The sequence below is a fragment of the Burkholderia sp. Ac-20349 genome (assembly GCF_017104865.1).
GTDB lineage: Bacteria > Pseudomonadota > Gammaproteobacteria > Burkholderiales > Burkholderiaceae > Burkholderia > Burkholderia aenigmatica.
In genome coordinates, this window is the sequence record NZ_JAAGPM010000122.1 from 1 (window position 1) to 23,272 (window position 23,272).

At 67.0% G+C, this 23,272-nt stretch carries 25 protein-coding genes and 2 pseudogenes; 17 read left to right on the top strand and 10 right to left on the bottom strand.

Annotated elements, in window-relative coordinates; all coding sequences use genetic code 11:
* Together G3N61_RS29620 and nth are read left to right on the top strand one after the other, a co-directional pair.
* Positions 1–359: pseudogene (locus G3N61_RS29620) on the top strand (electron transport complex subunit RsxB); the annotation flags it as partial.
* On the top strand, positions 356–1,000 hold the full coding sequence (gene nth / locus G3N61_RS29625; protein WP_011352789.1) for an endonuclease III: 645 nt from the start codon (positions 356–358) through the stop codon (positions 998–1,000). The pseudogene G3N61_RS29620 and the gene nth, both read left to right, overlap by 4 nt.
* A gap of 150 nt (positions 1,001–1,150) precedes the next feature.
* Here nth and G3N61_RS29630 read toward each other — a convergent pair whose 3' ends face one another.
* Positions 1,151–2,080 (bottom strand): DMT family transporter, encoded by a 930-nt coding sequence (locus G3N61_RS29630; protein WP_205824213.1) that lies wholly within the window; start codon positions 2,078–2,080, stop codon positions 1,151–1,153.
* Between the two features lie 127 nt (positions 2,081–2,207).
* Here G3N61_RS29630 and G3N61_RS29635 point away from each other — a divergent pair.
* Positions 2,208–2,369, top strand: a pseudogene (locus G3N61_RS29635) (DUF1841 family protein); the annotation flags it as partial.
* Between the two features lie 99 nt (positions 2,370–2,468).
* On the opposite strand, the gene G3N61_RS29640 reads toward G3N61_RS29635, so the two are convergent.
* Both G3N61_RS29640 and G3N61_RS29645 read right to left on the bottom strand, forming a co-directional pair.
* Complete coding sequence (locus G3N61_RS29640) at positions 2,469–2,828, bottom strand: cytochrome c (protein WP_011352792.1); 360 nt, start codon at positions 2,826–2,828, stop codon at positions 2,469–2,471.
* Positions 2,829–2,867: 39 nt separating this feature from the next.
* Positions 2,868–3,227, bottom strand: a complete 360-nt coding sequence (locus tag G3N61_RS29645) for a c-type cytochrome (protein ID WP_043189035.1) — start codon at positions 3,225–3,227, stop codon at positions 2,868–2,870.
* A gap of 245 nt (positions 3,228–3,472) precedes the next feature.
* On the opposite strand from G3N61_RS29645, the gene G3N61_RS29650 reads away from it, so the two are divergent.
* From G3N61_RS29650 to G3N61_RS29670, 5 genes are all read left to right on the top strand, one after another.
* Positions 3,473–4,315, top strand: coding sequence for a MoxR family ATPase (locus G3N61_RS29650; RefSeq protein ID WP_205824214.1), 843 nt, complete (start codon positions 3,473–3,475; stop codon positions 4,313–4,315).
* Between the two features lie 28 nt (positions 4,316–4,343).
* Complete coding sequence (locus tag G3N61_RS29655) at positions 4,344–5,519, top strand: VWA domain-containing protein (RefSeq protein WP_043189039.1); 1,176 nt, start codon at positions 4,344–4,346, stop codon at positions 5,517–5,519.
* 54 nt (positions 5,520–5,573) lie between these two features.
* On the top strand, positions 5,574–6,785 hold the full coding sequence (locus G3N61_RS29660; RefSeq protein WP_043189041.1) for a benzoate/H(+) symporter BenE family transporter: 1,212 nt from the start codon (positions 5,574–5,576) through the stop codon (positions 6,783–6,785).
* Between the two features lie 168 nt (positions 6,786–6,953).
* The gene (gene tal / locus G3N61_RS29665) at positions 6,954–7,907 is read left to right on the top strand and encodes a transaldolase (protein ID WP_043189043.1); all 954 of its coding nucleotides are present in this window, start codon (positions 6,954–6,956) and stop codon (positions 7,905–7,907) included.
* 240 nt (positions 7,908–8,147) lie between these two features.
* Entirely contained in the window at positions 8,148–8,603 is a 456-nt protein-coding gene (locus tag G3N61_RS29670) for a VOC family protein (protein ID WP_089450997.1), read from the top strand.
* Between the two features lie 67 nt (positions 8,604–8,670).
* Here G3N61_RS29670 and G3N61_RS29675 read toward each other — a convergent pair whose 3' ends face one another.
* From G3N61_RS29675 to G3N61_RS29685, 3 genes are all read right to left on the bottom strand, one after another.
* Positions 8,671–10,221, bottom strand: coding sequence for a sodium:solute symporter family protein (locus G3N61_RS29675; RefSeq protein WP_043189048.1), 1,551 nt, complete (start codon positions 10,219–10,221; stop codon positions 8,671–8,673).
* A complete protein-coding gene (locus G3N61_RS29680) occupies positions 10,218–10,460 on the bottom strand; it encodes a DUF3311 domain-containing protein (RefSeq protein ID WP_011657556.1) in 243 nt (80 codons plus the stop codon). The genes G3N61_RS29675 and G3N61_RS29680 overlap by 4 nt, the downstream gene beginning before the upstream one ends.
* 198 nt (positions 10,461–10,658) lie before the next feature.
* Positions 10,659–11,576: a spermidine synthase gene (locus G3N61_RS29685; RefSeq protein ID WP_089450999.1), complete on the bottom strand. Its 918-nt coding sequence runs from the start codon at positions 11,574–11,576 to the stop codon at positions 10,659–10,661.
* A 375-nt stretch (positions 11,577–11,951) separates the two neighbouring features.
* Here G3N61_RS29685 and G3N61_RS29690 point away from each other — a divergent pair, with 375 nt between their 5' ends.
* From G3N61_RS29690 to G3N61_RS29705, 4 genes are all read left to right on the top strand, one after another.
* Entirely contained in the window at positions 11,952–12,995 is a 1,044-nt protein-coding gene (locus G3N61_RS29690) for a hypothetical protein (RefSeq protein ID WP_089451000.1), read from the top strand.
* Positions 12,996–13,158: 163 nt separating this feature from the next.
* The gene (locus G3N61_RS29695; protein ID WP_043189053.1) at positions 13,159–13,413 is read left to right on the top strand and encodes a hypothetical protein; all 255 of its coding nucleotides are present in this window, start codon (positions 13,159–13,161) and stop codon (positions 13,411–13,413) included.
* A gap of 407 nt (positions 13,414–13,820) precedes the next feature.
* Entirely contained in the window at positions 13,821–14,186 is a 366-nt protein-coding gene (locus tag G3N61_RS29700) for a type II toxin-antitoxin system RelE/ParE family toxin (RefSeq protein ID WP_277405125.1), read from the top strand.
* Complete coding sequence (locus G3N61_RS29705; RefSeq protein ID WP_089451002.1) at positions 14,186–14,509, top strand: helix-turn-helix transcriptional regulator; 324 nt, start codon at positions 14,186–14,188, stop codon at positions 14,507–14,509. The genes G3N61_RS29700 and G3N61_RS29705 overlap by 1 nt, the downstream gene beginning before the upstream one ends.
* Positions 14,510–14,577: 68 nt before the next feature.
* Here G3N61_RS29705 and G3N61_RS29710 read toward each other — a convergent pair whose 3' ends face one another.
* From G3N61_RS29710 to G3N61_RS29725, 4 genes are all read right to left on the bottom strand, one after another.
* Positions 14,578–15,054: a DNA-deoxyinosine glycosylase gene (locus G3N61_RS29710; RefSeq protein WP_205824215.1), complete on the bottom strand. Its 477-nt coding sequence runs from the start codon at positions 15,052–15,054 to the stop codon at positions 14,578–14,580.
* A complete protein-coding gene (locus tag G3N61_RS29715) occupies positions 15,054–15,650 on the bottom strand; it encodes a chorismate lyase (RefSeq protein WP_043189099.1) in 597 nt (198 codons plus the stop codon). Before G3N61_RS29715 ends, G3N61_RS29710 begins: the two co-directional genes overlap by 1 nt.
* 8 nt (positions 15,651–15,658) lie before the next feature.
* Positions 15,659–17,557, bottom strand: coding sequence for a molecular chaperone HtpG (gene htpG, locus G3N61_RS29720; RefSeq protein WP_089451004.1), 1,899 nt, complete (start codon positions 17,555–17,557; stop codon positions 15,659–15,661).
* 145 nt (positions 17,558–17,702) lie between these two features.
* Positions 17,703–19,163 (bottom strand): PLP-dependent aminotransferase family protein, encoded by a 1,461-nt coding sequence (locus G3N61_RS29725; protein WP_043189062.1) that lies wholly within the window; start codon positions 19,161–19,163, stop codon positions 17,703–17,705.
* Positions 19,164–19,393: 230 nt separating this feature from the next.
* Here G3N61_RS29725 and G3N61_RS29730 point away from each other — a divergent pair, with 230 nt between their 5' ends.
* The 5 genes from G3N61_RS29730 to G3N61_RS29750 all read left to right on the top strand — a co-directional run.
* Positions 19,394–20,086 carry a VOC family protein gene (locus G3N61_RS29730; protein WP_089451005.1) on the top strand — a complete coding sequence of 231 codons (693 nt, stop codon included), beginning with the start codon at positions 19,394–19,396 and terminating at the stop codon, positions 20,084–20,086.
* Positions 20,087–20,141: 55 nt separating this feature from the next.
* Complete coding sequence (locus G3N61_RS29735; protein ID WP_039370357.1) at positions 20,142–21,050, top strand: DMT family transporter; 909 nt, start codon at positions 20,142–20,144, stop codon at positions 21,048–21,050.
* A gap of 152 nt (positions 21,051–21,202) precedes the next feature.
* Positions 21,203–22,384 carry a PLP-dependent aminotransferase family protein gene (locus tag G3N61_RS29740; RefSeq protein WP_043189067.1) on the top strand — a complete coding sequence of 394 codons (1,182 nt, stop codon included), beginning with the start codon at positions 21,203–21,205 and terminating at the stop codon, positions 22,382–22,384.
* A 42-nt stretch (positions 22,385–22,426) separates the two neighbouring features.
* The gene (locus G3N61_RS29745) at positions 22,427–22,885 is read left to right on the top strand and encodes a RidA family protein (protein WP_043189069.1); all 459 of its coding nucleotides are present in this window, start codon (positions 22,427–22,429) and stop codon (positions 22,883–22,885) included.
* Between the two features lie 13 nt (positions 22,886–22,898).
* On the top strand, positions 22,899–23,272 hold a 374-nt coding region (locus G3N61_RS29750; RefSeq protein WP_205824216.1), incomplete at its 3' end, for a PhzF family phenazine biosynthesis isomerase.

Below are 23,272 nucleotides of genomic sequence, written 5' to 3' on the forward strand. Positions count from 1 at the left end.
GTGCCGCGAAGCCGGCTGCGGCACCAGCGGAAACGCCCTCCGCCACGCCGGCAGCCGCACCGGCCGCAGACGACGCCGAAGCAAAGAAGCGCGCGATCATCGCCGCCGCGCTCGAACGCGCGCGCAAGAAGAAGGAAGAACTGTCCGGGCAAGGCGCCGGGCCGAAGAACACCGAAGGCGTGAGCGCAGCCGTCCAGGCGCAGATCGACGCGGCCGAGGCGCGCCGCCAACGGCTCGCCGAACAGCAGGCCCGACGCGACGCCGAAGCGGCGGCCGCGAGCGGCAACGACGAAGAGAACGACGCAGGCAACGACGGCCCCGGCGGCCCGTCCGCACCGCCCGACCAGAACGCTCCATGAACGCCAGCAAACGACGCGCGATCTACGAAACGCTGCAGAGCCTCAATCCGCATCCGACCACCGAGCTCGAATACTCGACGCCGTTCGAGCTGCTGATCGCCGTGATGCTGTCCGCGCAGGCGACCGACGTATCGGTCAACAAGGCGATGCGGAAGATGTTTCCGGTCGCGAACACCCCGCGACAAATCGTCGCACTCGGTGAAGAAGGCGTCACCGAGTACATCAAGACGATCGGCCTGTACCGGACCAAGGCGAAGAACGTGGTCGCAACGTGCCGGATCCTGCTCGACCGCTACGACGGCGAAGTGCCGGCCGATCGCGAAGCGCTCGAAGGGCTGCCGGGCGTCGGCCGCAAGACCGCGAACGTCGTGCTGAACACCGCGTTCGGCCAGCCGACGATCGCGGTCGACACGCATATCTTCCGCGTCGCGAACCGCACGGGGCTCGCGCCGGGCAAGGACGTGCGGGCCGTCGAGGCCGCGCTCGAGAAGTTCACGCCGAAGGAATTCCTGCAGGACGCGCACCACTGGCTGATCCTGCACGGGCGCTACGTGTGCAAGGCCCGCAAGCCCGAATGCTGGCACTGCGTGATCGAGCCGCTGTGCGAATTCAGGCCGAAGACACCGCCGCCGAACGAGTGACGCGCAACTGCGGCTGACGTGTCGCAGACCGCCCGGCGCCATGCGGCCGGACGCTCGATGCACACCCTATCGGGGGTGGTTCCGCCTGCAAGCCGCAGCCGCGACCGCGCGTAGTCACCCGCGCCGCCGCCCCGCTTTCCCCCTTCCTGACTACGCGTTGGACGTCGCGGTCGCGTCGTCAGCCGCCGCACCGCCCGCGCGCACCAGCGCCAGCACGGCCGCAAGGATCGCGACCCCGCCCGCCCACTGCAGCGGCGACAGCGCTTCGCCGAACAGCAGCGCCGCGAGCGCGACCGTCACGACCGGTTCGAGCGTCGACAGCATCGACGTGCGTGCGGCCCCGAGCCGTTCGAGCCCGGCAAAGAACGCGAGCATCGCGGCGACCGTCGACACGAGCGCGATCGCGAGCATCGACGCCCAGCCGCCCGCCGTCGCGGGCCAGCGCGGCGGCGCACCGAACGCCGCGGTCCGCACGACGGCGATCGCCACGAGCGTCGCGGTCGCCGACAGGCAGATGATCGCGGTAGTCGCGAGCGGATCGACGCCGCGCGTCGCCTTCGTGCCGCCGACGATGTACAGCGAATAGATCACCGCGGCGGCCAGCGCGAGCGCGATCCCGAGCGGCTCGCCATGCCCGCCGCCGACCATCAGCGCCGAACCCGCGATGCACAGCACGAGCGCGACGGCCTTCGCGCGCGTGAGGCGCTCGCCGAGCCACCACGCGGCCAGCAGCGTGACGAAGGCCGGATACAGGTACAGCAGCAGCGCGACGAGGCTCGCCTGCGCGTGTTGCAGCGCGCTGAAATAGCAGAACGACTGCCCGACGTAGCCGAGCGCGCCCATCGCCACGAGCGGTGCGAGCGCGCGCCCGCGCGGCCACGCGACGCGGCGATGCCGTGCGATCGCGGCGAGCACCGCGCCGCCGATCGCGAAGCGCACGATCAGCAGCCCGAGCACGTCGACACCGGCCGCATACGCGTAGCGGCCGAAGATCGCCATCGCGCCGAACGCAGCGGCGGACAACGCGACGTAGAGCGTGCCCTGCAGGGCGGTGGACGACGGGCGGGCGGTGGCGGTCATGACGGAACGGGCACAAACGGCGTGGCGACGGAAATCGTCGGAGTGTAACGGCGCGACAGCAGCGAGCCTAGCCCGCGCTTACCCGTTCCCTGGCGCCGGTGGCGGGCGCCGACCACCGGCCCGCGTCGCGCACGACAAGCTGGCGGCGAAGCTCGACTCGACCCACGAAGCGCAGCATTCGATCATGGAATGCCTCGGCGAGACGATCTGGGAAGCGCAGCGCACCGGCACGCCGCCCGATACCGACGCGTACCTGCAGCGCATCCTGCGCCGCGCATCGCGCGACTGAGCGCCACGGCACCGGCCCACGGGCGCCGGATCGCGGACAAAAAAATACCCCGCCTCGGCGGGGTATTTTCGCTGCGCGGGCCTGTCGGGCCCGTCGCGCTTACTTCTTGAACACGAGATCGGTTTCTTTCAGCGACTCGATGTAGGCCGCGATGTCCTTCATGTCGCTGACCGACAGGCTCTGCACCTGTGCCTGCATGATCGCGTTGTTGCGACCGAGCAGCGGATTCGTCAGGCCCATCTGGTACTGGCGCATCGCCCACACGAGGTAGTCGGCATGCTGGCCGGCGAGGCGCGGATATTCGGCGTTGATCGGCTTGTTCATCTGCGCGCCGTGGCAGGCCGCGCAGTTGTGCGATTCGACCAGTTCCTTGCCCTTCGTGGTGTCCGCCGCGTGCGCGGTACCGATCGCGAGGCCGGCCGCCAGTGCAACCGCCGCCGTCTTGAATGCGTTGTTCATGAATGCTCCTGTCCCGCCGGAGAGATCGGCGGCGCGCGCTTACTTGTAGGGGTTGTCCTTCGAGTCGGCCTTCTGGGCGGCGTAGTACGCCGACAGATCCGCGATGTCCTGGTCCGTCAGCGAACCGGCGATCGCATTCATCGACGGGAAGTGACGATCCTTCTTGCGGTAGGCCTTCAGCGCGTTCTCGAGGTATTGCTGGTTCTGGCCGCCGAGGACAGGCACCCGGTAGACCTCCGGGTACGCCGCGCGGTAGTCCTGGATGCCGTGGCAACCGATGCACATGGCGGCCTTGCTCGCCCCGTCCTTCGGGTTGCCGACCACACCGGCCGCCTGCGCGCTGCCCGCGAGCGCCACGAGCGCTGCGACAACGACGTGTTTGCCGACGAATTTGTTCATAGCTCTTGTAACCTAGCTTGAGGGGAAACTGGCGCCGAAGCGGCAACGGCCCGCGCCGTTTTGCTTCTTGGATCGCCACGCAGGCCAAAAAAAACGGCCAGATTGTACCGCGTCGGCGGGGAACGCGTCCATAAGGCGCCCCGCTTCGCCCCGCCGCAGTCCCGCAACGATACGCGGGCGCGGCCCAACCGCACAGCCCTTCTGACTTATACTGGGTTTTTTTCCCGATTGAGAAGAGCGCCGCCATGCGTTTCGAAGGGTCCTCGCACTACGTCGCCACCGACGATCTGAAGCTCGCGGTCAATGCCGCGCTGACGCTGCAACGCCCGCTGCTGATCAAGGGCGAGCCCGGCACCGGCAAGACCATGCTCGCCGAGGAAGTCGCGGCGGCCCTCGAGATGCCGCTGCTGCAGTGGCACATCAAGTCGACCACGAAAGCGCAGCAGGGCCTGTACGAATACGACGCCGTGTCGCGGCTGCGCGACTCGCAGCTCGGCGACGAGCGCGTGAAGGACATCTCGAACTACATCGTCAAGGGCGTGCTGTGGCAGGCGTTCGACACCGAGCGCCCGACCGTGCTGCTGATCGACGAGATCGACAAGGCCGACATCGAATTCCCGAACGACCTGCTGCGCGAGCTCGACCGGATGGAATTCCACGTGTACGAGACGCGCGAAACGGTGCGCGCGAAGCACCGCCCGCTCGTCATCATCACGTCGAACAACGAGAAGGAGCTGCCCGACGCGTTCCTGCGCCGCTGCTTCTTCCACTACATCCAGTTTCCCGACCCGGCGACGATGCAGAAGATCGTCGCGGTTCATTTCCCGGACATCCGCGAGGAGCTGCTGCGCGCGGCGCTCGAGAGTTTCTTCGAGTTGCGCGGCGTGTCGGGCCTGAAGAAGAAGCCGTCGACGTCCGAGCTGCTCGACTGGCTGAAGCTGCTGCTCGCCGAGAACATCCCGGCCGACGCGCTGCGCGGCGTGGACGCGAAGCAGATCGTGCCGCCGCTCGCGGGCGCGCTGCTGAAGAACGAGCAGGACCTGAGCCTGCTCGAACGGCTCGTCTACATGAACCGGCACAACCGGTAATCCTCCCCCCATCCGCGAAGGCCCGGCCATGTTGCTCAATTTCTTCTACGCGCTGCGCGCAGCCAAGCTGCCCGTCTCGGTGAAGGAATACCTGACGCTGCTCGAATCGCTGAAGGCCGGGCTGATCTCGCCGTCGATCGACGCGTTCTACTTCCTCGCGCGGATGACGCTCGTCAAGGACGAGCAGTACTTCGACAAGTTCGACCAGGCGTTCGGCGCGTATTTCCACGGCGTATCGTCCCTGCCGTCCGAAGCCTTCGACATTCCGCTCGACTGGCTCGAAAAGCGCCTCGAGCGCGAGCTGTCGCCGGAGGAGAAGGCGCAGATCGAGGCGATGGGCGGGCTCGACAAGCTGATGGAGCGCCTGAAGGCACTGCTCGACGAGCAGAAGGAACGCCACGAGGGCGGCAACAAGTGGATCGGCACCGGCGGCACGTCGCCGTTCGGGCACGGCGGCTACAACCCGGAAGGCGTGCGCATCGGCGGCCCGTCGAACGGCAACCGTACCGCGGTGAAGGTGTGGGAGGCCCGCGCGTATCGCGACTACGACGATTCCGTCGAGATCGGCACGCGCAACATCAAGGTCGCGCTGCGACGGCTGCGCCGCTTCGCGCGCGAAGGCGCGGCCGAGGAGCTCGACCTGCCCGGCACGATCCGCAGCACCGCCGCGAACGCGGGCTGGCTCGACCTGCGGATGGTGCCCGAGCGCCACAACAACGTGAAGGTGCTGATGCTGCTCGACGTCGGCGGCTCGATGGACGACCACATCAAGCGCACCGAAGAGCTGTTCTCGGCCGCGAAGGCCGAGTTCAAGCACCTGGAATTCTTCTACTTCCACAACTGCGTGTACGACCACCTGTGGAAGAACAACCGCCGCCGCCACTCGGAACGCACCGCGACGTGGGACGTGCTGCACAAGTTCACGCCCGACTACAAGCTGATCTTCGTCGGCGACGCGACGATGAGCCCGTACGAAGTGCTGCAGCCCGGCGGCTCGGTCGAATACAACAACCCGGAAGCCGGCGCCGTGTGGCTGCGCCGCCTCGCCGACCAGTTCCCCCATCATGCATGGCTGAACCCGGAGCCCGAGCGGCTATGGGAATACCGGCAGTCGGTCGCGGTGATCCGCGACCTGCTCGGCCATCGCATGTATCCGCTCACGCTCGCGGGCCTCGAAACCGCGATGCGCGCACTCAGCAAGTAACGACACCCACCCAGACACGAAGGCCGCGTCCGAGCGGCCTCCCCCGGAGATAGCATGAACCCCTCGCCCACCGCGAGCGCCAGCCGCGCCGGCGGCCGCCGCTTTTTTGCCGATACCTCCGTCTCGGCACTCGTCGCCGGCTTCGTCGCGATGATGACGGGCTATACGAGCTCGCTCGTGCTGATGTTCCAGGCCGGCCGCGCCGCCCACCTCACCGATGCGCAGATCTCGTCGTGGATCTGGGCGCTGTCGATCGGCATGGCGCTGACGACGATCGGCCTGTCGCTGCGCTTTCGCGCGCCCGTCGTCGTCGCATGGTCGACGCCCGGTGCCGCGCTGCTGATCGCATCGCTGCCCGGCGTGCCCTACCCCGAGGCGATCGGTGCGTTCGTCGTCTGCGCGGTGCTGCTGACGGCCGTCGGCGTGAGCGGGCTGTTCGACACGCTGATGCGCAAGATTCCCGCCGGCATCGCCGCCGCGCTGCTCGCGGGCATCCTGTTCGAGATCGGCATCGAGATCTTCCGTGCCGCGCAGTTCCAGACCGCGCTCGTACTCGCGATGTTCTTCACGTACCTGATCGTCAAGCGGCTCGCGCCGCGCTACGCGATCGTGACGACGCTGATCGTCGGCACGGCGGTCGCCGGCGGTCTCGGCCTGCTCGACTTCAGCGGCTTTCATATCGCGTTCGCGCAACCCGTGTTCACGATGCCGGCCTTCTCGATCGCGGCGATCGTCAGCATCGGCATTCCGCTGTTCGTCGTCGCGATGGCGTCGCAGAACGTGCCGGGCATCGCGGTACTGCGCGCGGACGGTTATCAGACCCCGTCGTCGCCGCTGATCGCGACCACCGGCCTCGCGTCGCTGCTGCTCGCGCCGTTCGGCTCGCACGGCGTCAACCTCGCGGCGATCACGGCCGCTATCTGCACGGGCCCGGAAGCGCACGAGGATCGCGCGAAGCGCTACACGGCTGCCGTGTGGTGCGGCACGTTCTACCTGATCGCCGGGATCTTCGGCGCGACCATCGCCGCGCTGTTCGCGGCGCTGCCGAAAGCGCTCGTCGTGTCGGTCGCCGCGCTCGCGCTGTTCGGCTCGATCATGAGCGGGCTCGCGAACGCGATGCAGGACGTGAAGCAGCGCGAGGCCGCGCTCGTCACGTTCATGGTCACCGCATCGGGCCTCACGCTGCTATCGATCGGCTCGGCGTTCTGGGGGCTCGTCGCGGGGATCGTCACGCAGGTGATCCTGAACGCGCGCCGCCCGGCGTGACGCGGCGCGGCGCCCGCCGCTGCGGCCATCGGACACGCCAGAACGTGCCCGACACGAATCGGGCCTAGAATAGCGGATCGGAGGCGGCGCCCGGCGCCGCTTCGCTTCGCCGCCGCGCTCGCGCGGCCCGTGAGAACCCGGCGCCTTGCGCCCTTCTTCCGAATCGCCATGACTACCGCACTCGACCAGCTGAAGCAGTACACGACCGTCGTCGCCGACACGGGCGATTTCCAGCAGCTTGCGCAATACCAGCCGCGGGACGCGACCACGAATCCGTCGCTGATCCTGAAGGCCGTCCAGAAGGATGCGTACAAGCCGATCCTCGAGAAAACCGTCCGCGATCATCGCAACGAAAGCACCGATTTCATCATCGACCGCCTGCTGATCGCATTCGGCACCGAGATCCTGAAGCTGATCCCGGGCCGCGTGTCGACCGAGGTCGACGCGCGCCTGTCGTTCGACACGCAGCGCTCGATCGACAAGGGTCGCGAGCTCATCAAGCTGTACGAAGCCGCCGGCATCGGCCGCGAGCGCATCCTGATCAAGCTCGCGTCGACGTGGGAAGGCATCCGCGCGGCCGAAGTGCTGCAGAAGGAAGGGATCAAGTGCAACATGACCCTGCTTTTCTCGCTCGTGCAGGCCGCCGCCTGCGCGGAAGCCGGCGCGCAGCTGATCTCGCCGTTCGTCGGCCGCATCTACGACTGGTACAAGAAGCAGGCCGGCGCAGAGTGGAATGAAGAAAAGGATGGTGGCGCGAACGATCCGGGCGTGCAGTCGGTGCGCCGCATCTACACGTACTACAAGACGTTCGGCTACACGACCGAAGTGATGGGCGCGAGCTTCCGCACGACCAGCCAGATCACCGAACTCGCCGGCTGCGACCTGCTGACGATCAGTCCCGATTTGCTGCAGAAGCTGCAGGACAGCAACGACACGGTCACGCGCAAGCTGTCGCCGGAAGCGCTGCAGGACAAGCCGGCCGCGCGCGTCGCGATCGACGAGGCAGCGTTCCGCTTCCAGCTGAACGACGACGCGATGGCGACCGAAAAACTCGCCGAAGGCATCCGCGTATTCGCCGCCGATGCGGTGAAGCTCGAGAAGCTGATCGACTCGCTGCGCTGAGCCGCCACACGCGTCAGCGGCTGTCAGCAACACTGGCAACAGCCGTCAGCACGCACGCCGCACACGGCCGCGAACGTCATGTTCGCGGCCGTTTTTATTTTTCATTCCATCGTCAAGCACGCGCACTACAATCCACGTCACGGGTGCGCCGGCCGCCTCCCGATGCCCCCTTTCCCAGTCAGTCTTGCACGGTGCCGAACCCGCGCGGATGCGCAGGCCGGCCCATTACAGGAGACAGCGATGCAAGTTCAACCGTACCTGACGTTCTACGGTCGCGCCGACGAAGCCCTTCAGTTCTACGAAAAGGCACTCGGTGCGAAGACGATGTTCAAGATGCACTTCAAGGACGCGCCGCCGAATCCCGACTACCCGCTGACGCCGGAGATGGGCGACAAGGTGATGCACGCGAGCTTCACGATCGGCGACTCGATGATCATGTGCTCGGACGGCGACTGCAGCCAGCCCGGCGGCGGCATGCATGCCGGCTATTCGCTGTCGCTGAATCCGGCGACGGTCGAGGAGGGCCAGAAGCTGTTCAATGCGCTCGCCGATGGCGGCGAAGTGACGATGCCGTTCGGCAAGACGTTCTGGGCGCTCGGCTTCGGGATGGCGAAGGATCGTTTCGGCGTGCACTGGATGGTCAACGTCGAAGACCTGTCGCAACGCGAGGACCTCGCGAAACGCGCGCAGGGATGACACGAAAGACAAAGCCCGCCACCTTGCCGGTGGCGGGCTTTTTTATTGCGCGGCCACGCGATCCGCGTCAGCCCTCGACGACGTCGAAATAGTCCTCCGGCCGCGTGCGATCCTCCGCATGCGCCATGCCCATCACGCGCACCAGCACGCTCACCACCACCGCCACCACCAGGTTCACGATCAGCGACCACACGGCCGCGTAGCCGGGAATCGCCAGACCGAACAGGTGGATCGTGAAGATCGATCCGGCCAGCTTCAGCGAGATCGCCATCCACGTGCCGCACACGATGCCGGCGGCCCAGCCGGCCAGCAGGCCGCGATGGTCGAGCATGCGCGTGTACAGGCCGAGCACGATCGCGGGCAGTGTCTGGATGATCCAGATCCCGCCGAGCAGCTGCAACTGGATCGCGTAGGTCAGCGGCAGCCCGAGGATGAACGCGACCGCGCCGACCTTCACGATCAGCGACACGAGCTTCGCGACGTGCGTTTCCTGGTCGTGCGACATGTTGCGGTTCACGAACTCGCGGTGAATGTTGCGCGTGTACAGGTTCGCGGCCGCGATCGACATGATGGCCGCCGGCACCAGCGCGCCGATGCCGATCGCCGCGAACGCGACGCCGACGAACCACGACGGGAAATACTCGAGGAACAGCGCGGGCACCGCGAAGTTCGGGCCGAATGCCTTGAAGTACGGCGCGTACTGCGGCATGTCCTTCACGCCCGACGCGAGCGCCATGTAGCCGAGCAGCGCGAGCAGGCCGAGCACGAACGAGTATGCGGGCAGCATCGCCATGTTGCGGCGGATCGAGTTGCCGGACGACGACGACAGGATGGCCGTCACCGAGTGCGGATACAGGAACAGCGCAAGCGCCGAGCCGATCGCGAGCGTCGCATATGCGCTGTAGCCGTTCAGGCTCATCGCGTCGGGTGCCTTCAGCAGCAGCTTCGCGGGCGGCACGCTCGCGAAGATGTGCCCGAAACCGCCGAGCTTCGCCGGGATCACGATGACCGCCGCGGCGATCGTGATGTAGATCAGGATGTCCTTGACGATCGCGATCATCGCCGGCGCGCGCAGCCCCGACGTGTACGTGTACGCGGCGAGGATCGCGAACGCGATGATCAGCGGCAGATCGCCGACGAAGCCGGTCGTGTCGAAGCCGAGCGCGCCGATCACCACTTCGATGCCGACGAGCTGCAGCGCGATGTACGGCATCGTCGCGAGGATGCCCGTCACCGCGATCGCGAGCGCGAGCATCCGGCTGCCGTAGCGCGCATTGACGAAGTCCGCGGCCGTCACATAGCCGTGCCGCTTCGCGATGCTCCAAAGCTTCGGGAACACGACGAACGCGAACGGATAGATCAGGATCGTATAAGGCAGCGCGAAGAAGCCCATCGCGCCGGCGCCGAACACGAGCGCGGGCACCGCGACGAACGTGTAGGCCGTGTAGAGGTCGCCGCCGAGCAGGAACCACGTGACGATCGTGCCGAAGCGGCGTCCGCCGAGGCCCCATTCGTCGAGATGGGCGAGATCGCCGCGCCGCCAGTTCGCGGCCAGGAAACCGATGATCGTGACGCCGATGAACAGCAGGACGAAGACGAAGGTTGCGCCGAGATTCATCGCGCACCTCCCTGCGGACCGCTCGCCTTCCACGCGTTCTTGGTCTTGAAATAGACGAACGCGGTGATCACCGCGCTAATGAAGACCCACAGCAGCTGGTACCAGTAGAAGAACGGAAAACCGAACCATTGCGGTTCGATCTTGCTGTACGACGGTACCCACACCATCGCGATCAGCGGCAGGACCAGCAGCCAGAGCCAGCGCTTGGCGGCCCGGTTGGCGTCGGCATCGTGAGCCATGACGTCTCCTCATCTTTCCCGGTTATCGATCTTGTTGAGCGGGTACGGCGCCGAGAGGAGCGCAAAACGGGTAGGCTGCGGCTCCCCTGGCTTCGCGCCAGTATAGGAGCCGCGGGCACGCGGTCAAGCAGGGGCGAACCCGAGGTGATCCGCCCCTTGTCATGCGGTTGCACCGGCATGCCGCCGGTGCATGAAACGTCAGATCGCGAACGCGGTGTCGCGTGCGCCGGTCGTTTCTTTCAAAGCTTTCACCCACTTGCGTGCGGGCAGCTTCAGCGTGTCCTCGATCAGCTTCGCACGTGCGTCGAGCTGCGCGAACGACACGTCGAGCGCGGGGCCCGAGAACGCGATCGCGATCCGGTTGCCGTCGTGCACTTCCGGCAGCGCGATCACGCGGTGATCGAACGCCGCGTTCAGGTGCTTCATGTTGCGCACGAAGCTCGGATGATCGCCGAACAGGTTGATCGTCGCGATGCCCGCATCGGCGAGGCAGCCGCGCACCGCGCGGTAGAACGCGACGCTGTCGAGCACGGGGCCGCGCGCGGTCGCGTCGTACAGGTCGATCTGGATCGCGCCCGTCGTGCCGCGGTTGGCCGGATCGTTGACGAAATCCCATGCGTCGGCTTCGTGCACGGCGAGACGTGCGTCGTCGGGCGGCAGCGCGAACATCGTGCGCGCGGCGACGATCACGGCCGGGTTCAGCTCGACGGCCTCGACCTTCGCGTGCGGCAGGAAGCGGTGCGAGAACTTGGTCAGCGCGCCGGTGCCGAGCCCGAGCTGGACGATCCGCTCGGGCGTTTCGAGGAACAGCAGCCACGCCATCATCTGCTGCGCGTATTCGAGCTCGATATGCAGCGGCTTCGAGATCCGCATCGCGCCCTGCACCCATTCGGTGCCGAAATGCAGGAAGCGCACGCCGCCCTCTTCCGAGAACGTGACGGGCGCGAAGCGCGGCTTGCGCGGCGCTTCGAGCACCGGCACGTCGTCGTGTTCGTCGATTTCCGGGCGGCGCTTCACGCGCGGCGGCTGGAGTTTTTCGGAGCCGTTGTAGGCGGACGGCTTGCTGCGCTTGGATGCGCGCGCCTCGGCGGACGCGCGCTTGATCAGTCGGGTCATGTGTGAATCTCGCTGGGTGAAGCTGGTTTTAGCGGACGAGAGGATAGCATTCGCGGGGATTCTGCCGCCGGACGGACACGCGTCCGGCTCTTCGGTGCCATTGCCGTCGTGTCACTTCGTCGGAAGTCCGCTGCTCGATGGTGCGAAAAAAGCCTCGCCGCCGGGCCGATTCCTTCGCACGCACCGTTCGTCGCGCCAACGTACGGACCGGCTCGCACCGCTCCGGAAATATTCCGTAATCAGCGCATGCCGGCGGCCACCTCAAACGCCCCGCCTGTCGCTCGTCACTGCGCCCGCGACACGCTATGCTCCCGCGTCGGCCACGTGCCGCGGTGCTTTAAATCTTACGGATTACAAACAAAAATGAGAGACCTCATGACACAGAAAGCACGTCTGGCACACGCCGGCTACGCAGCCGCCTTGACCGGCACCCTGCTGCTCGCCGCATGCGGTGGCGGCGGCGGCGACAGCAACGCATCGAGTGCGCCCGCCAGCAACCTCAGCGCCGCCCAGCAGAACTACGAAAGCTTCGCGCTGGCCGCCAACGGCGGGCTGCACTACCTGCACGCGCAACTGTCGATCTCCACGTCGAGCAGCGGATCGGTGAGCATCGGTCAGGGCAGCTATTTCTATGCGGAAGATCAAAGCCTCACGCAAAGTCCGTCCGGCGGACCTCAGCTGTTGACGAAAGGCCTGTCGTCGGTCTCTGCGTCGCTGCCCGTGCCGACGCTGGCCGACCAGCGTTATGTCGTCAACGGCGCTGTCGTGACGAGCACGCAGGAACAGGTCAGCTACAGCGGCGCGAACGTGCAGCTGACGGATCTCGCCGCCGACGGTCATACCGCCGCGATGACGGTTCTCGGCACGAACTACACGATCGTGCCGCTGTCCGGCACGATCGCCGGCTCGCCAGCCGAACTGTTCGACGACAGCGCGCTCGGCGCCATCACGAACACGATCAACGGCACGTCGCTGTACGACAAACAGGCGACGTGGCAATCGGGCGCCGCCTACATGAAGGTCACGCGCCAAGTGGTGGGCGACACGGTGCTGACCGGCGACTGCGCCGCACCGCAGACGACCGGCACGACCCCGACGCCGTGCAGCACGACGGCATCGACGCTGGAAACTTTCTTTCCGTACACGAGCACGGCCGACAACAAGACCTACAACCTGAGCGACGGCCAGATCGTCACGCTCGCGGGCGTCCGTGCATGGGTCGCCAACGCGGCGCTCAATGCGCCGACGACAGAGTATCGGGTCTTCTATCAGAACAACGGGCAGATCGACATCGGGACCGTGATCCGCGACGGCACGACGCTCGCGATCGCGCCCGCCGGCAGCACGGCGCCGCAGGACTTCTACATCCTGTTGAACGGCGCGGCAGTCCAGTCCGTGAAGGCCGCGATCACGTTCTGACGCAGCGTCGTGTTCCGGGCGCGCGGGTGTCGATGCGAACGGCGGCGGACGATTCGTCGCCGTTCGCATGAAGGGGCGCGGGCATGGCCGCCGGCGCACCGTACCGGGATCGAATAGCGGCGCACAATACGATCAGGTGCCCGCCTGGCGAGGAGGAGGTCCCATGGAGTCGACCGACAAGAAGATCTGGTTTCCGGCGAAACGCTACGGCTGGGGATGGGGGTTGCCGGTCGCGTGGCAAGGCTGGGTTGTCCTGCTGCTCTTTGTGATCGGGATCGTGGTGGTTGCGACGCACGTGTCGCCTGCCCAGTCACCGCTGGCGTTCGCGGCATGCATCGTCGCGTTGGTCGCCGCGTTCACGGTCGTGTGCTGGCTGAAAGGCGAAAAGCCGAAGTGGCGCTGGGGCAAGGACGATTAAGCGACGATCCGTCGAATCGTCGGAAACCGTCTTGCCGCCAAGGCCCACCTTCTTCAGCAATGACGCATGCGCACTCAGCGCATCGAAATCGTTCGACTTCGGATGGCGGATCGCCGAATCGAGACGGCCCATGCGATGCCACGCGGCTGGCAAGTCCTCGCTACCGATCCCGCACCCGCCTGCCATCTGCCGAATGGCCGACTTGTCGCGCACCTCGGGCAAATACAAAAATGCGAAGCCATTGCCAGGTATCGGGATATCGCATGACCTCCTCGCCGTTTGACACCAGCGGAACGCGAAACAGTACCGACATCGCTCGCTAGCTCCCTGCTCTCTCCGCACGTCACTTCCAGGCCGAACTGCCCGTGCCTGCCCCACCTTGAACGCATACCCAAATAGGTATAAATTTGCCAACGGATCTCGCCACCCGTCCGCTCTACTGGCTCGGTTCAGCACGCAAGGACCTGAAAGCGATGCCCGAAACCGTGCAGGACACCTTCGGCTATGCGCTGTATCTGGCCCAGGCAGGACGCAAGCACGACCAGGCCAAGCCACTGAAAGGATTCGGATCCGCTGGCGTGCTCGAAGTCGTGGAGTCGGAGGACAACGGCACATACCGCGCCGTGTACACGGTGAAGCTGGGGCATGCCGTCTATGTGCTGCATTGCTTCCAGAAGAAGTCGTCCCACGGCATCGCCACACCGAAGCGTGACATCGATCTGGTTCGCGAGCGTCTGAAAACAGCCGAAGCCCACGCAAAAGGAGCACTGTGATGATCGAAATCGAGCCTGGCAGCGGCAACGTATACGCCGACCTGGGCATGCGTGATGCCGAAGAAATGCAAGTGAAGGCGCAACTCGCCGCCAAGATCGGCGAGATCGTCAAGACGCGGCAGTGGACGCAGCAACACGCCGCCCGGGTGCTCGGCATGACGCAACCGAAGCTATCGAACATGCTGCGCGGGCAGTTTCGTGGCGTGAGTGAAGCAAAGATGCTGGAGTGTCTCGCGAAGCTTGGGCGCGATGTGCAGATTGTCGTCGGGCCGGACCGTCATTCGGGCACCGAGGGGCATATCGAGGTCGTATTCGCTGCTTGAAGGCAGCGTCAGACTCCCCCGTCTCCAAGCAACGACGGTCGAATCTCAAGCGAAACGCGGTATGTCGATCAGGTGCCGATCCGGCGCCACGCCTGCAGCTTCTGCTCGAACGACAGCATCGCATTCGCCGGGCTCGACGAAGGCAGCACGAGCGTGTCGTACCCCGCCGCGCCGATCACCTCTGCAAACCGCCCTGCCGTCTTGCCGTTGAAACACACGCGCTTCAGCAACGGCGCATGTTCCCTCAACGCGTCGAAATCGTTCGGCTTCGCATGCCGGATCGCCGAATCGAGGCTGCCCTCGCGATGGCACGCGGCCAGCACGTCCCAGATCCCGATCCCGTGCGACAGCACGCGCGCGAGCCGCGCGTCGTACGCGAGCTCGTGCAGCCCGGGCTCGCCGAGCACCGTGCCGAGCAGCCGCCAGAACTGATTGCGCGGATGCGCGTAGTACTGCGCGGCATCGAGCGACGCCTCGCCCGGAAAGCTGCCGAGGATCATCGTGTGCGTATTCGCCGCGACGACCGGCGGGAACCCCCGCAGCATCACGCGCCTCCGCCGGGCCCGCCCGAGCGCGGCCCGTCGCCGTGCGCATCGAGATGACGCCACAGCGCCGGCAGCATGCACTCGGTGACCATCAACGGCTTGCCGTGACGCTGGAACACCGAGCGCCGCGCGGCGAACGCGTGCGGTGCTCGCGCACCGTCGAGCGCATGACTCGCCAGCGCAAACAGCGGATGGCCCGCGATCACGCGCCGGCTGACGAGCGCCGAACGCTCGACCTGCGGATCGCTGTACAGCAGTTCCGCCAGCGGCCGCGTGCGCAGCCGCCGCATGGCCTGCCACACGCCCTTGCTGGCCGCGAGCGGCGCGATGCTGTGCGCAGCGACGTACGGCGTGCCGTCGACCGACAGGATCACCTCGCGCACCCACATCGGCGCGCGCGGTGCACTGGCGACCGCGTCCGGCTCGTCGAACCACGGACAGTCGACGGCCTCGCGCGTCACGCGCACATTCACGCGGCCAAGCCTTGCAAGGTGCGCGGTCAGCGATCCGCCGCGCGTCAGCCAGTCGCGCTGGTCGAGCGTGCAGCCAGGCCGCGGCGTCTCGCGCCAGCCAGCCTGCCCGCCGTCGAATCGCAGGCGCGTGTTCACGCGGCGCGCGACAGCAGCAGCGCGTTGGTCCGCTTCACGAAGCTCGCCGGATCGTCGAGCATGCCGCCTTCGGCCAGCAGCGCCTGATCGAACAGCAGATGGCACCAGTCGCCGAAATCAGCGCTGTCGGCCTTCAACTGCTTCACGAGCGCGTGCTCCGGATTGATCTCGAGGATCGGCTGCATCGCCGGCGCGTTCTGGCCTGCCGCCTTCAGCATCCGCTGCAGGTAGCCGCTCATGTCGTTGTCGTCGGCGACGAGGCACGACGGCGAATCGGTCAGGCGGAACGTGACGCGCACTTCCTTCACCTTGTCGCCGAGCGCTTCCTTCATCTTCTCGACGACGGGCTTGATGGCCTCGCCTGCCTGCTCCTGCGCCTTCTTCTCTTCGTCGTTCAGCTCGCCGAGATCGAGGTCGCCACGTGCCACGCTCGCGAGCGGCTTGCCGTCGAATTCCTGCAGGAACGACAGCATCCATTCGTCGACGCGATCGGTCAGCAGCAGCACCTCGACGCCCTTCTTGCGGAACACTTCGAGATGCGGGCTGTTCTTCGCCGCCAGCCATGCGTCGGCCGTCACGTAGTAGATCTTGCTCTGCTCGGGCTTCATGCGCGACACGTAGTCGGCGAGCGACACGTCCTGCGCGTCGGTGTCGCCGTGCGTCGACGCGAAGCGCAGCAGCTTCGCGATGCGTTCGCGGTTCGCGTGATCCTCGCCGAGGCCTTCCTTCAGCACCTGGCCGAACGCGCCCCAGAAGGTCTTGTACTTCTCCTTGCCGGCATCGTCTTCCGCGTTCGCGAGCTCTTCGAGCATCGACAGCGCGCGCTTCGTCACGCCTTCGCGGATCGCCTTCACGTCGCGGCTTTCCTGCAGGATCTCGCGCGACACGTTCAGCGGCAGGTCGGCCGAATCGACGACGCCCTTCACGAAACGCAGGTATTGCGGCAGCAGCTGCTCGGCGTCGTCCATGATGAACACGCGCTTCACGTACAGCTTCAGGCCGCCGCGATAGTCGCGGTTCCACATGTCGAACGGCGCGTGCGCCGGCACGAACAGCAGCTGCGTGTATTCGCTGCGGCCCTCGACGCGGTTATGCGTCCACGTGAGCGGATCCTGGTGGTCGTGCGCGATGTGCTGGTAGAACTGCGTGTACTGCTCGTCGGTGACGTCGCTCTTCGAACGCGTCCACAGCGCGCTCGCCTGGTTGACGGTCTCGTCCTCGTCCTTCAGGACCATCTCGCCCTTTTCCTGATCCCACTCTTCCTTCTGCATCAGGATCGGCAGCGCGATGTGGTCGGAATACTTCTGGATGATCGACTGCAGGCGGTGCGACGACAGCAGCTCGTCCTCGCCTTCGCGCAGGTGCAGCGTGATCGTCGTGCCGCGTTGCGCGCGCTCGATCGCGTCGATCGTGAAATCGCCCTCGCCCGCGCTTTCCCAGCGCACGGCTTCGCTCGCCGGCAGGCCCGCGCGACGCGTCTCGACGGTGATCTTGTCGGCAACGATGAAGCCCGAGTAGAAGCCGACGCCGAACTGGCCGATCAGCGCCGCATCCTTCTGCTGGTCGCCGGACAGCTTCGTGAAGAATTCCTTGGTGCCCGAACGCGCGATCGTGCCGAGGTTCGCGATCGCCTCGTCGCGGCTCATGCCGATGCCGTTGTCGTCGATCGTGATCGTGCGCGCGGCCTTGTCGTAGCCGATGCGGATGCGCAGGTTCGGATCGTTCTCGTACAGCGCGTTGTCCGCGAGCCCTTCGAAACGCAGCTTGTCGGCCGCGTCGGACGCGTTCGACACCAGTTCGCGCAGGAAAATTTCCTTGTTGCTGTAGAGCGAATGGATCATCAGGTGGAGGAGTTGCTTGACCTCTGCCTGAAAGCTCATCGTTTCATGTGCCATGGATGCTGTTTCCTCTTACTTGAACTTGAATGGTGTGGCGCGCGATGCCGGCCGGCCCGTGAAAGGCTGCCGCCTGGCGCAAGCGGTTTGCGCGGGTATCTGGGGACGGCACGCCCGATTTCAAGGGCCGGCGTGCCGCCCAGGGTCACGACGCGCGGCGCGCGGCCGAATCGATATAACGCGACAGCAGCCCCGGCAGCGCCGGATCGCCGCAGTTCGCGACGTTGAAGCGCATCCACGTCGACGGCGATTGCTGCGGCGAAAACAGGCTGCCCGGCGTCAGCAGAAAGCCGGCCTCGTGCGCGACCGCCGCGAGCGCATCCGAATCGACGCCCGTGTCGGCCCACAGGAACATCCCGGCCGCCGGCATCGTGAAGAGGCCGAGCCCCGTGCGCTCGAGCATCCGCGCGGTCTTGTCGCGCACGCCGTCGAGCCGCGCGCGCAGCCGCTCGACGTGACGCCGGTAGTGCCCTTCGGTCAGGATCTTGTAAAGCACGCGCTCGTTCAGCTCGGGCGTCGTCATCCCGACCAGCATCTTCTGGTCGGTGACCGCCTTCGCGATCTCCGGCGCGCAGGCGACATAGCCGACCCGCAGGTTCGCCGCGAGCGTCTTCGAATAGCTGCCGAGGTAGATCACGCGCTTCAGCTGGTCGAGGCTCGCGAGGCGCGTGGCCGGATAGCTCGGCGGGCACAGGTCGCCGTACACGTCGTCCTCGACGACGAGGAAGTCGTACGCCTCCGCGAGCTTCAGGATCCGGAACGCCTGCGCGGCCGACAGCGACGTGCCGGTCGGGTTCTGCAACACCGAATTGATCACGAGCATCTTCGGCCGCCACATCTGCACGAGCGTCTCGAGCGCGTCGAGATCGGGGCCGTCCGGCGTGTACGGCATCCCGACGAGCTGCGCGCCCTGCGCCGCGAAGCGGCCGAACATCTGGAACCAGGCCGGATCGCCGACGATCACCGCATCGCCAGGCTTCACGTAGATCCGCGAGATCAGGTCGATCGCCTGCGTGATCCCCGACACCAGCACGATCTGTTCGGGCTTCGCGCCGATCTCCACTTCGGCGAGACGCGTCTGCAGTTGCTGGCGCAGCGGCAGGAAGCCCTGCGCGGTACCGAAGCCGAGCATTTGCGCGCCGGACTGGCGCCCGAGCGCGCGCAGCGCGCCGGTGATCAGCTCGCCGTCGAGCCAGCGGCCCGGCAGATAGCCGAGACCCGGCCCCTTTTCCGGGCTGACGGTGTGCAGCATGTTGCGCAGCAGCCAGACGACGTCGATCGTGTTGTGCACCGGCGCGGCCTCGGCCACGCGTGCGACGCTGTCGGCCGGTTGCGGGCCGGCGGCCGTGCGCTCGCGCACGTAGAAGCCCGAGCCGCGCCGCGAGTCGAGGTAGCCCTGCGCGACGAGCCGCTCGTACGCCTCGACGACGGTGAAGCGCGACACGCTCTTGTCGAGCGCGAGCTTGCGGATCGACGGCATCCGCATGCCGGGACGGAACACGCGTTCATCGATGCGCCGCCGCGCCCACTGGACCAGCTGGTCGACGAGCGTGAGCGTGGCCGTGTCGTGCGGCACGGGAATCTGGGCGAGTGGGACGGTGGACATGGGCGGCAGCTCCAACTGTACCGAAGGCTATCGCGCCGATTGTACCGTTACTGTGCCGGTAGCGACGATTACAGTTGACCGGCATGGCGACCCTGCGGCCGCCGCTTTGGCCCCGCCGCACCGGGTACCGCGCCCACCGGCCTGCATCGCGGCCGGTACGCCGGCCGGTCCGGCCACCGCCCGGCGCATCGCCTGCCCACCATGACACTTTCGCTTCCCGACCGACGTTCATGCCAGCCCGCTCCCTGACACTCGACCATCTCGTGATCGCCGCGCGCACCCTCGACGAAGGCGTCCGCCACGTTGCCGACGCGCTCGGTATCGAACCGGCCGGCGGCGGCCGCCACCCGCTGATGCGGACCCACAATGCGCTGTTCGGCGCGTGGGGCGGGCTCTACCTCGAAGTGATCGCGATCGACCCCGACGCGCCGGCGCAAGACGACGGCGCCAAGCCGCCGCGTGCGCGGCTGTTCGGCCTCGACGATCCGGCCATGCATGCGCGGCTCGCACAAGGCCCGTTTCTCGCGCACTGGGTCGCGCGCGTCGACCGCCCGCGCCAGCTCGCGCTGTGGCAGAGCCAGTACCCGGCGCGCATCCCGCCGGTCGTCGCGATGCGGCGCGGCGACCTGAGCTGGGGCCTCACGGTGCCCGACGACGGCGCGTTCCCTGCATGGCAAGGCGCGGGCGACGGCCTGCTGCCGTCGCTGATCCAGTGGGACAGCGCGCGCCACCCGGCCGAATCGCTGCCGGGCGACGGCGTTGCGCTGAAGGCGCTCAAGGGCGTCCACCCTCGTGCAGATGCGCTCCGCGAACAACTCGACTGGCTCGGCGCCGCGCACCTGCTCGACCTCGAAGCCGCCGACGGCCCGCCCGCGCTCGTCGCCGAATTCGACACGCCGCAGGGCGCGCGCACATTGCGCTGAACGCCCTCCTCCCCCTCGACGACACCATTACCGGCAACACGGAGACACCCCTCACATGAATTCGCGCGAAACCCGGGGCATGCTGCTCGGCCTCATCGGCGTGATGATCTTCAGCCTGACGCTGCCGATGACGCGCATCGTCGTCTCCGAACTCCATCCGCTGCTCAACGGGCTCGGCCGCGCGCTCGCCGCCGCGGTGCCGGCCGGCCTGCTGTTGTGGTGGCGCCGCGAGCCGCTGCCGACCCGCGCGCAACTGAAAAGCCTCGCGATCACGTCGCTCGGCGTGATCATCGCGTATCCGGTGTTCTCCGCCTGGGCGATGAAATCGGTACCGGCGTCGCACGGCGCGGTGGTCAACGGCCTGCAGCCGCTGTTCGTCGCGCTGTACGCGGCATGGCTGTCGCACGAGCGGCCGTCGAAGGCGTTCTGGGCCAGCGCGGTGGCCGGCAGCGCGCTGGTGATCGCGTTCGCGCTGCGCGACGGCGGCGGCACCGTGCAGGCCGGCGATGCGCTGATGCTCGTCGCGGTCGGCATCGGCGCGCTCGGCTATGCGGAAGGCGCGCGCCTCGCGCGCCAGATCGGCGGCTGGCAGGTGATCTGCTGGGCGCTCGTCGTGTCGGCGCCGTTCCTCGTGTTGCCGGTCGGCTGGCTCGCCTGGATGCAGCATGCCGCGCATCCGGGCCCGCTCGCGCTGCGCACGTGGCTCGCGTTCGGCTACGTGACCCTCTTTTCGCAGTTCATCGGCTTTTTCGCGTGGTATGCGGGGCTCGCGATGGGCGGCATCGCGCGCGTCGGCCAGGTGCAACTGCTGCAGATTTTCTTCACGATTGCTTTTTCCGCGCTGCTGTTCGGCGAAACGGTGACGCCGTCGACGTGGCTGTTCGCGGCCGCGGTGATCGCCACCGTGGTGCTCGGGCGCCGCTCGGCGGTCGCCACCGCCGCGCAACCGGCTCGCGCCGGCTGAACAGCTGCGCCATAATGGACGTTTTGCCTGATCGGTTTTGCCCACCCGGCCGCGAAGGCTCGATCGCGCTCGTGCCTGCCCACCCGGCAGCGTCGAAGCGATTTGCCCGAACGACCTTTCTTGACTGACCACGATATCCGAACGAGGAGACTATGAATCCGAGCGACCTGCATCCGCCGCACTGGCAGCTTTCCGAACGCGCACGCAAGCTGACGAGCTCTGCAATCCGCGAGATCCTGAAGGTCACGGAACGCCCCGAGGTCATCTCGTTCGCCGGCGGCCTGCCCGCCCCCGCGACGTTCCCGGCCGAGCGCATGCGCGCCGCCGCCGATCGCGTGCTGCGCGACGCGCCGGCCGCCGCGCTCCAGTACAGCGCGACCGAAGGCTACCTGCCGCTGCGCGAATGGATCGCCGAGCGCTACAGCGTGCGCGTGTCGCAGGTGCTGATCACGACCGGCTCGCAGCAGGCACTCGACCTGCTCGGCAAGGCGCTCGTCGATCCGGGCAGCCCGATCCTCGTCGAAACCCCGACCTACCTCGGCGCGCTGCAATCGTTCTCGCTGTACGAGCCGCGCTACGTGCAGGTGCCGACCGACGAGCAGGGCCTGCTGCCGGAAGGCCTCACGCCCGAACTCACGCAAGGCGCGCGCCTCTTGTACGCGCAGCCGAACTTCCAGAACCCGACCGGCCGCCGCCTGCCCGTCGAGCGCCGCCGCGCGCTCGCCGCGTTCGCGCAGTCGAGCCCGTTCCCGGTGCTGGAAGACGATCCGTACGGCGCGCTGAACTACCGCGGCGAGCCGCTGCCGACGATGCTGTCGATGGCGCCCGATCACATCGTGCACCTCGGCACCTTCTCGAAGGTGCTCGCGCCGGGCCTGCGGATCGGCTACATCATTGCGCCCGAGGAACTCCACTTCAAGCTCGTGCAGGCCAAGCAGGCCACCGACCTGCACACGCCGACGCTCACGCAGCGCATCGCGCACGAAGTGATCAAGGACGGTTTCCTCGACGAGCACATCCCGACGATCCGCGAGCTGTACAGCGCGCAGTGCGACGCGATGCTCAGTGCGCTCGAGCGCCACATGCCGGAAGGCGTCACGTGGAACCGGCCGGAAGGCGGGATGTTCATCTGGGTGAACCTGCCCGCGCAGATCGACAGCATGAAACTGCTCGCCACGGCCGTCGACAACCACGTCGCCTTCGTGCCGGGCGCACCGTTCTTCGCGGACAACGCGCAGCAGAACACGCTGCGCCTGTCGTTCGTGACGGTGCCGCCCGAAAAGATCGAGGAAGGCGTCGCGCGCCTCGGCAAGCTGCTGCGCGAGCGCCTCTGATCCCCTTTTTCCTGTCACGACTCTCAACGAGGAATCGAATACATGGCTAACGTCTACGACAAACTCAAGTCGCTCGGTATCGAGCTCCCGACCGCCGGCGCACCGGCCGCCGCCTACGTGATGAGCGCGCAAACCGGCAACACGGTCTTCCTGTCGGGCCACATCGCGAAGAAGGACGGCAAGGTCTGGGCCGGCAAGCTCGGCGCCGATCTCACGACGGAAGACGGCAAGGCCGCCGCCCGCTCGATCGCGATCGACCTGCTCGCGACGCTGCACGCGCACACCGGCGACCTGAACAAGGTCACGCGCGTCGTCAAGCTGATGAGCCTCGTCAACTCGACGCTCGACTTCACCGAACAGCACGTCGTGACGAACGGCGCGTCGGAACTGATCGCGGAAGTGTTCGGCGATGCAGGCAAGCACGCGCGCTCGGCCTTCGGCGTTGCGCAGATCCCGCTCGGCGCGTGCGTCGAGATCGAGCTGATCGCCGAAGTTGCCTGACGGGCGCGCCGCGATGTCCGGTCGTCGGGTCCGCTTCAAGCAGGTCGACGTGTTCACGTCGGTGCCGTTCAAGGGCAACGCGCTCGCCGTGGTGTTCGACGCCGATTCGCTCGGCGACGACGACATGCTCGCGATCGCCCGCTGGACGAACCTGTCGGAAACGACGTTCGTCTGCACGCCGACCGATCCGGAAGCCGACTACCGCGTCCGGATCTTCACGACGGAGGGCGAACTGCCGTTCGCCGGCCACCCGACGCTGGGCACCGCGCACGCGTTCCTGGAAAGCGGCGCGCAGCCGCGCACGCCGGGCCGGCTGATCCAGCAGTGCGGGGTCGGCCGGGTCGCGCTGCGCGAGCAGGCCGACGGCTGGGCGTTTGCCGCACCGCC

Excerpts from the sequence above, each read along its gene's own strand:
- nth (WP_011352789.1), top strand. The coding sequence starts at position 356 with ATGAACGCCAGCAAACGACGCGCGATCTACGAAACGCTGCAGAGCCTC.
- G3N61_RS29630 (WP_205824213.1), bottom strand. The coding sequence starts at position 2,080 with ATGACCGCCACCGCCCGCCCGTCGTCCACCGCCCTGCAGGGCACGCTC.
- G3N61_RS29640 (WP_011352792.1), bottom strand. The coding sequence starts at position 2,828 with ATGAACAACGCATTCAAGACGGCGGCGGTTGCACTGGCGGCCGGCCTC.
- G3N61_RS29645 (WP_043189035.1), bottom strand. The coding sequence starts at position 3,227 with ATGAACAAATTCGTCGGCAAACACGTCGTTGTCGCAGCGCTCGTGGCG.
- G3N61_RS29650 (WP_205824214.1), top strand. The coding sequence starts at position 3,473 with ATGCGTTTCGAAGGGTCCTCGCACTACGTCGCCACCGACGATCTGAAG.
- G3N61_RS29655 (WP_043189039.1), top strand. The coding sequence starts at position 4,344 with ATGTTGCTCAATTTCTTCTACGCGCTGCGCGCAGCCAAGCTGCCCGTC.
- G3N61_RS29660 (WP_043189041.1), top strand. The coding sequence starts at position 5,574 with ATGAACCCCTCGCCCACCGCGAGCGCCAGCCGCGCCGGCGGCCGCCGC.
- tal (WP_043189043.1), top strand. The coding sequence starts at position 6,954 with ATGACTACCGCACTCGACCAGCTGAAGCAGTACACGACCGTCGTCGCC.
- G3N61_RS29670 (WP_089450997.1), top strand. The coding sequence starts at position 8,148 with ATGCAAGTTCAACCGTACCTGACGTTCTACGGTCGCGCCGACGAAGCC.
- G3N61_RS29675 (WP_043189048.1), bottom strand. The coding sequence starts at position 10,221 with ATGAATCTCGGCGCAACCTTCGTCTTCGTCCTGCTGTTCATCGGCGTC.
- G3N61_RS29680 (WP_011657556.1), bottom strand. The coding sequence starts at position 10,460 with ATGGCTCACGATGCCGACGCCAACCGGGCCGCCAAGCGCTGGCTCTGG.
- G3N61_RS29685 (WP_089450999.1), bottom strand. The coding sequence starts at position 11,576 with ATGACCCGACTGATCAAGCGCGCGTCCGCCGAGGCGCGCGCATCCAAG.
- G3N61_RS29690 (WP_089451000.1), top strand. The coding sequence starts at position 11,952 with ATGACACAGAAAGCACGTCTGGCACACGCCGGCTACGCAGCCGCCTTG.
- G3N61_RS29695 (WP_043189053.1), top strand. The coding sequence starts at position 13,159 with ATGGAGTCGACCGACAAGAAGATCTGGTTTCCGGCGAAACGCTACGGC.
- G3N61_RS29705 (WP_089451002.1), top strand. The coding sequence starts at position 14,186 with ATGATCGAAATCGAGCCTGGCAGCGGCAACGTATACGCCGACCTGGGC.
- G3N61_RS29710 (WP_205824215.1), bottom strand. The coding sequence starts at position 15,054 with ATGCTGCGGGGGTTCCCGCCGGTCGTCGCGGCGAATACGCACACGATG.
- htpG (WP_089451004.1), bottom strand. The coding sequence starts at position 17,557 with ATGGCACATGAAACGATGAGCTTTCAGGCAGAGGTCAAGCAACTCCTC.
- G3N61_RS29725 (WP_043189062.1), bottom strand. The coding sequence starts at position 19,163 with ATGTCCACCGTCCCACTCGCCCAGATTCCCGTGCCGCACGACACGGCC.
- G3N61_RS29730 (WP_089451005.1), top strand. The coding sequence starts at position 19,394 with ATGCCAGCCCGCTCCCTGACACTCGACCATCTCGTGATCGCCGCGCGC.
- G3N61_RS29735 (WP_039370357.1), top strand. The coding sequence starts at position 20,142 with ATGAATTCGCGCGAAACCCGGGGCATGCTGCTCGGCCTCATCGGCGTG.
- G3N61_RS29740 (WP_043189067.1), top strand. The coding sequence starts at position 21,203 with ATGAATCCGAGCGACCTGCATCCGCCGCACTGGCAGCTTTCCGAACGC.
- G3N61_RS29745 (WP_043189069.1), top strand. The coding sequence starts at position 22,427 with ATGGCTAACGTCTACGACAAACTCAAGTCGCTCGGTATCGAGCTCCCG.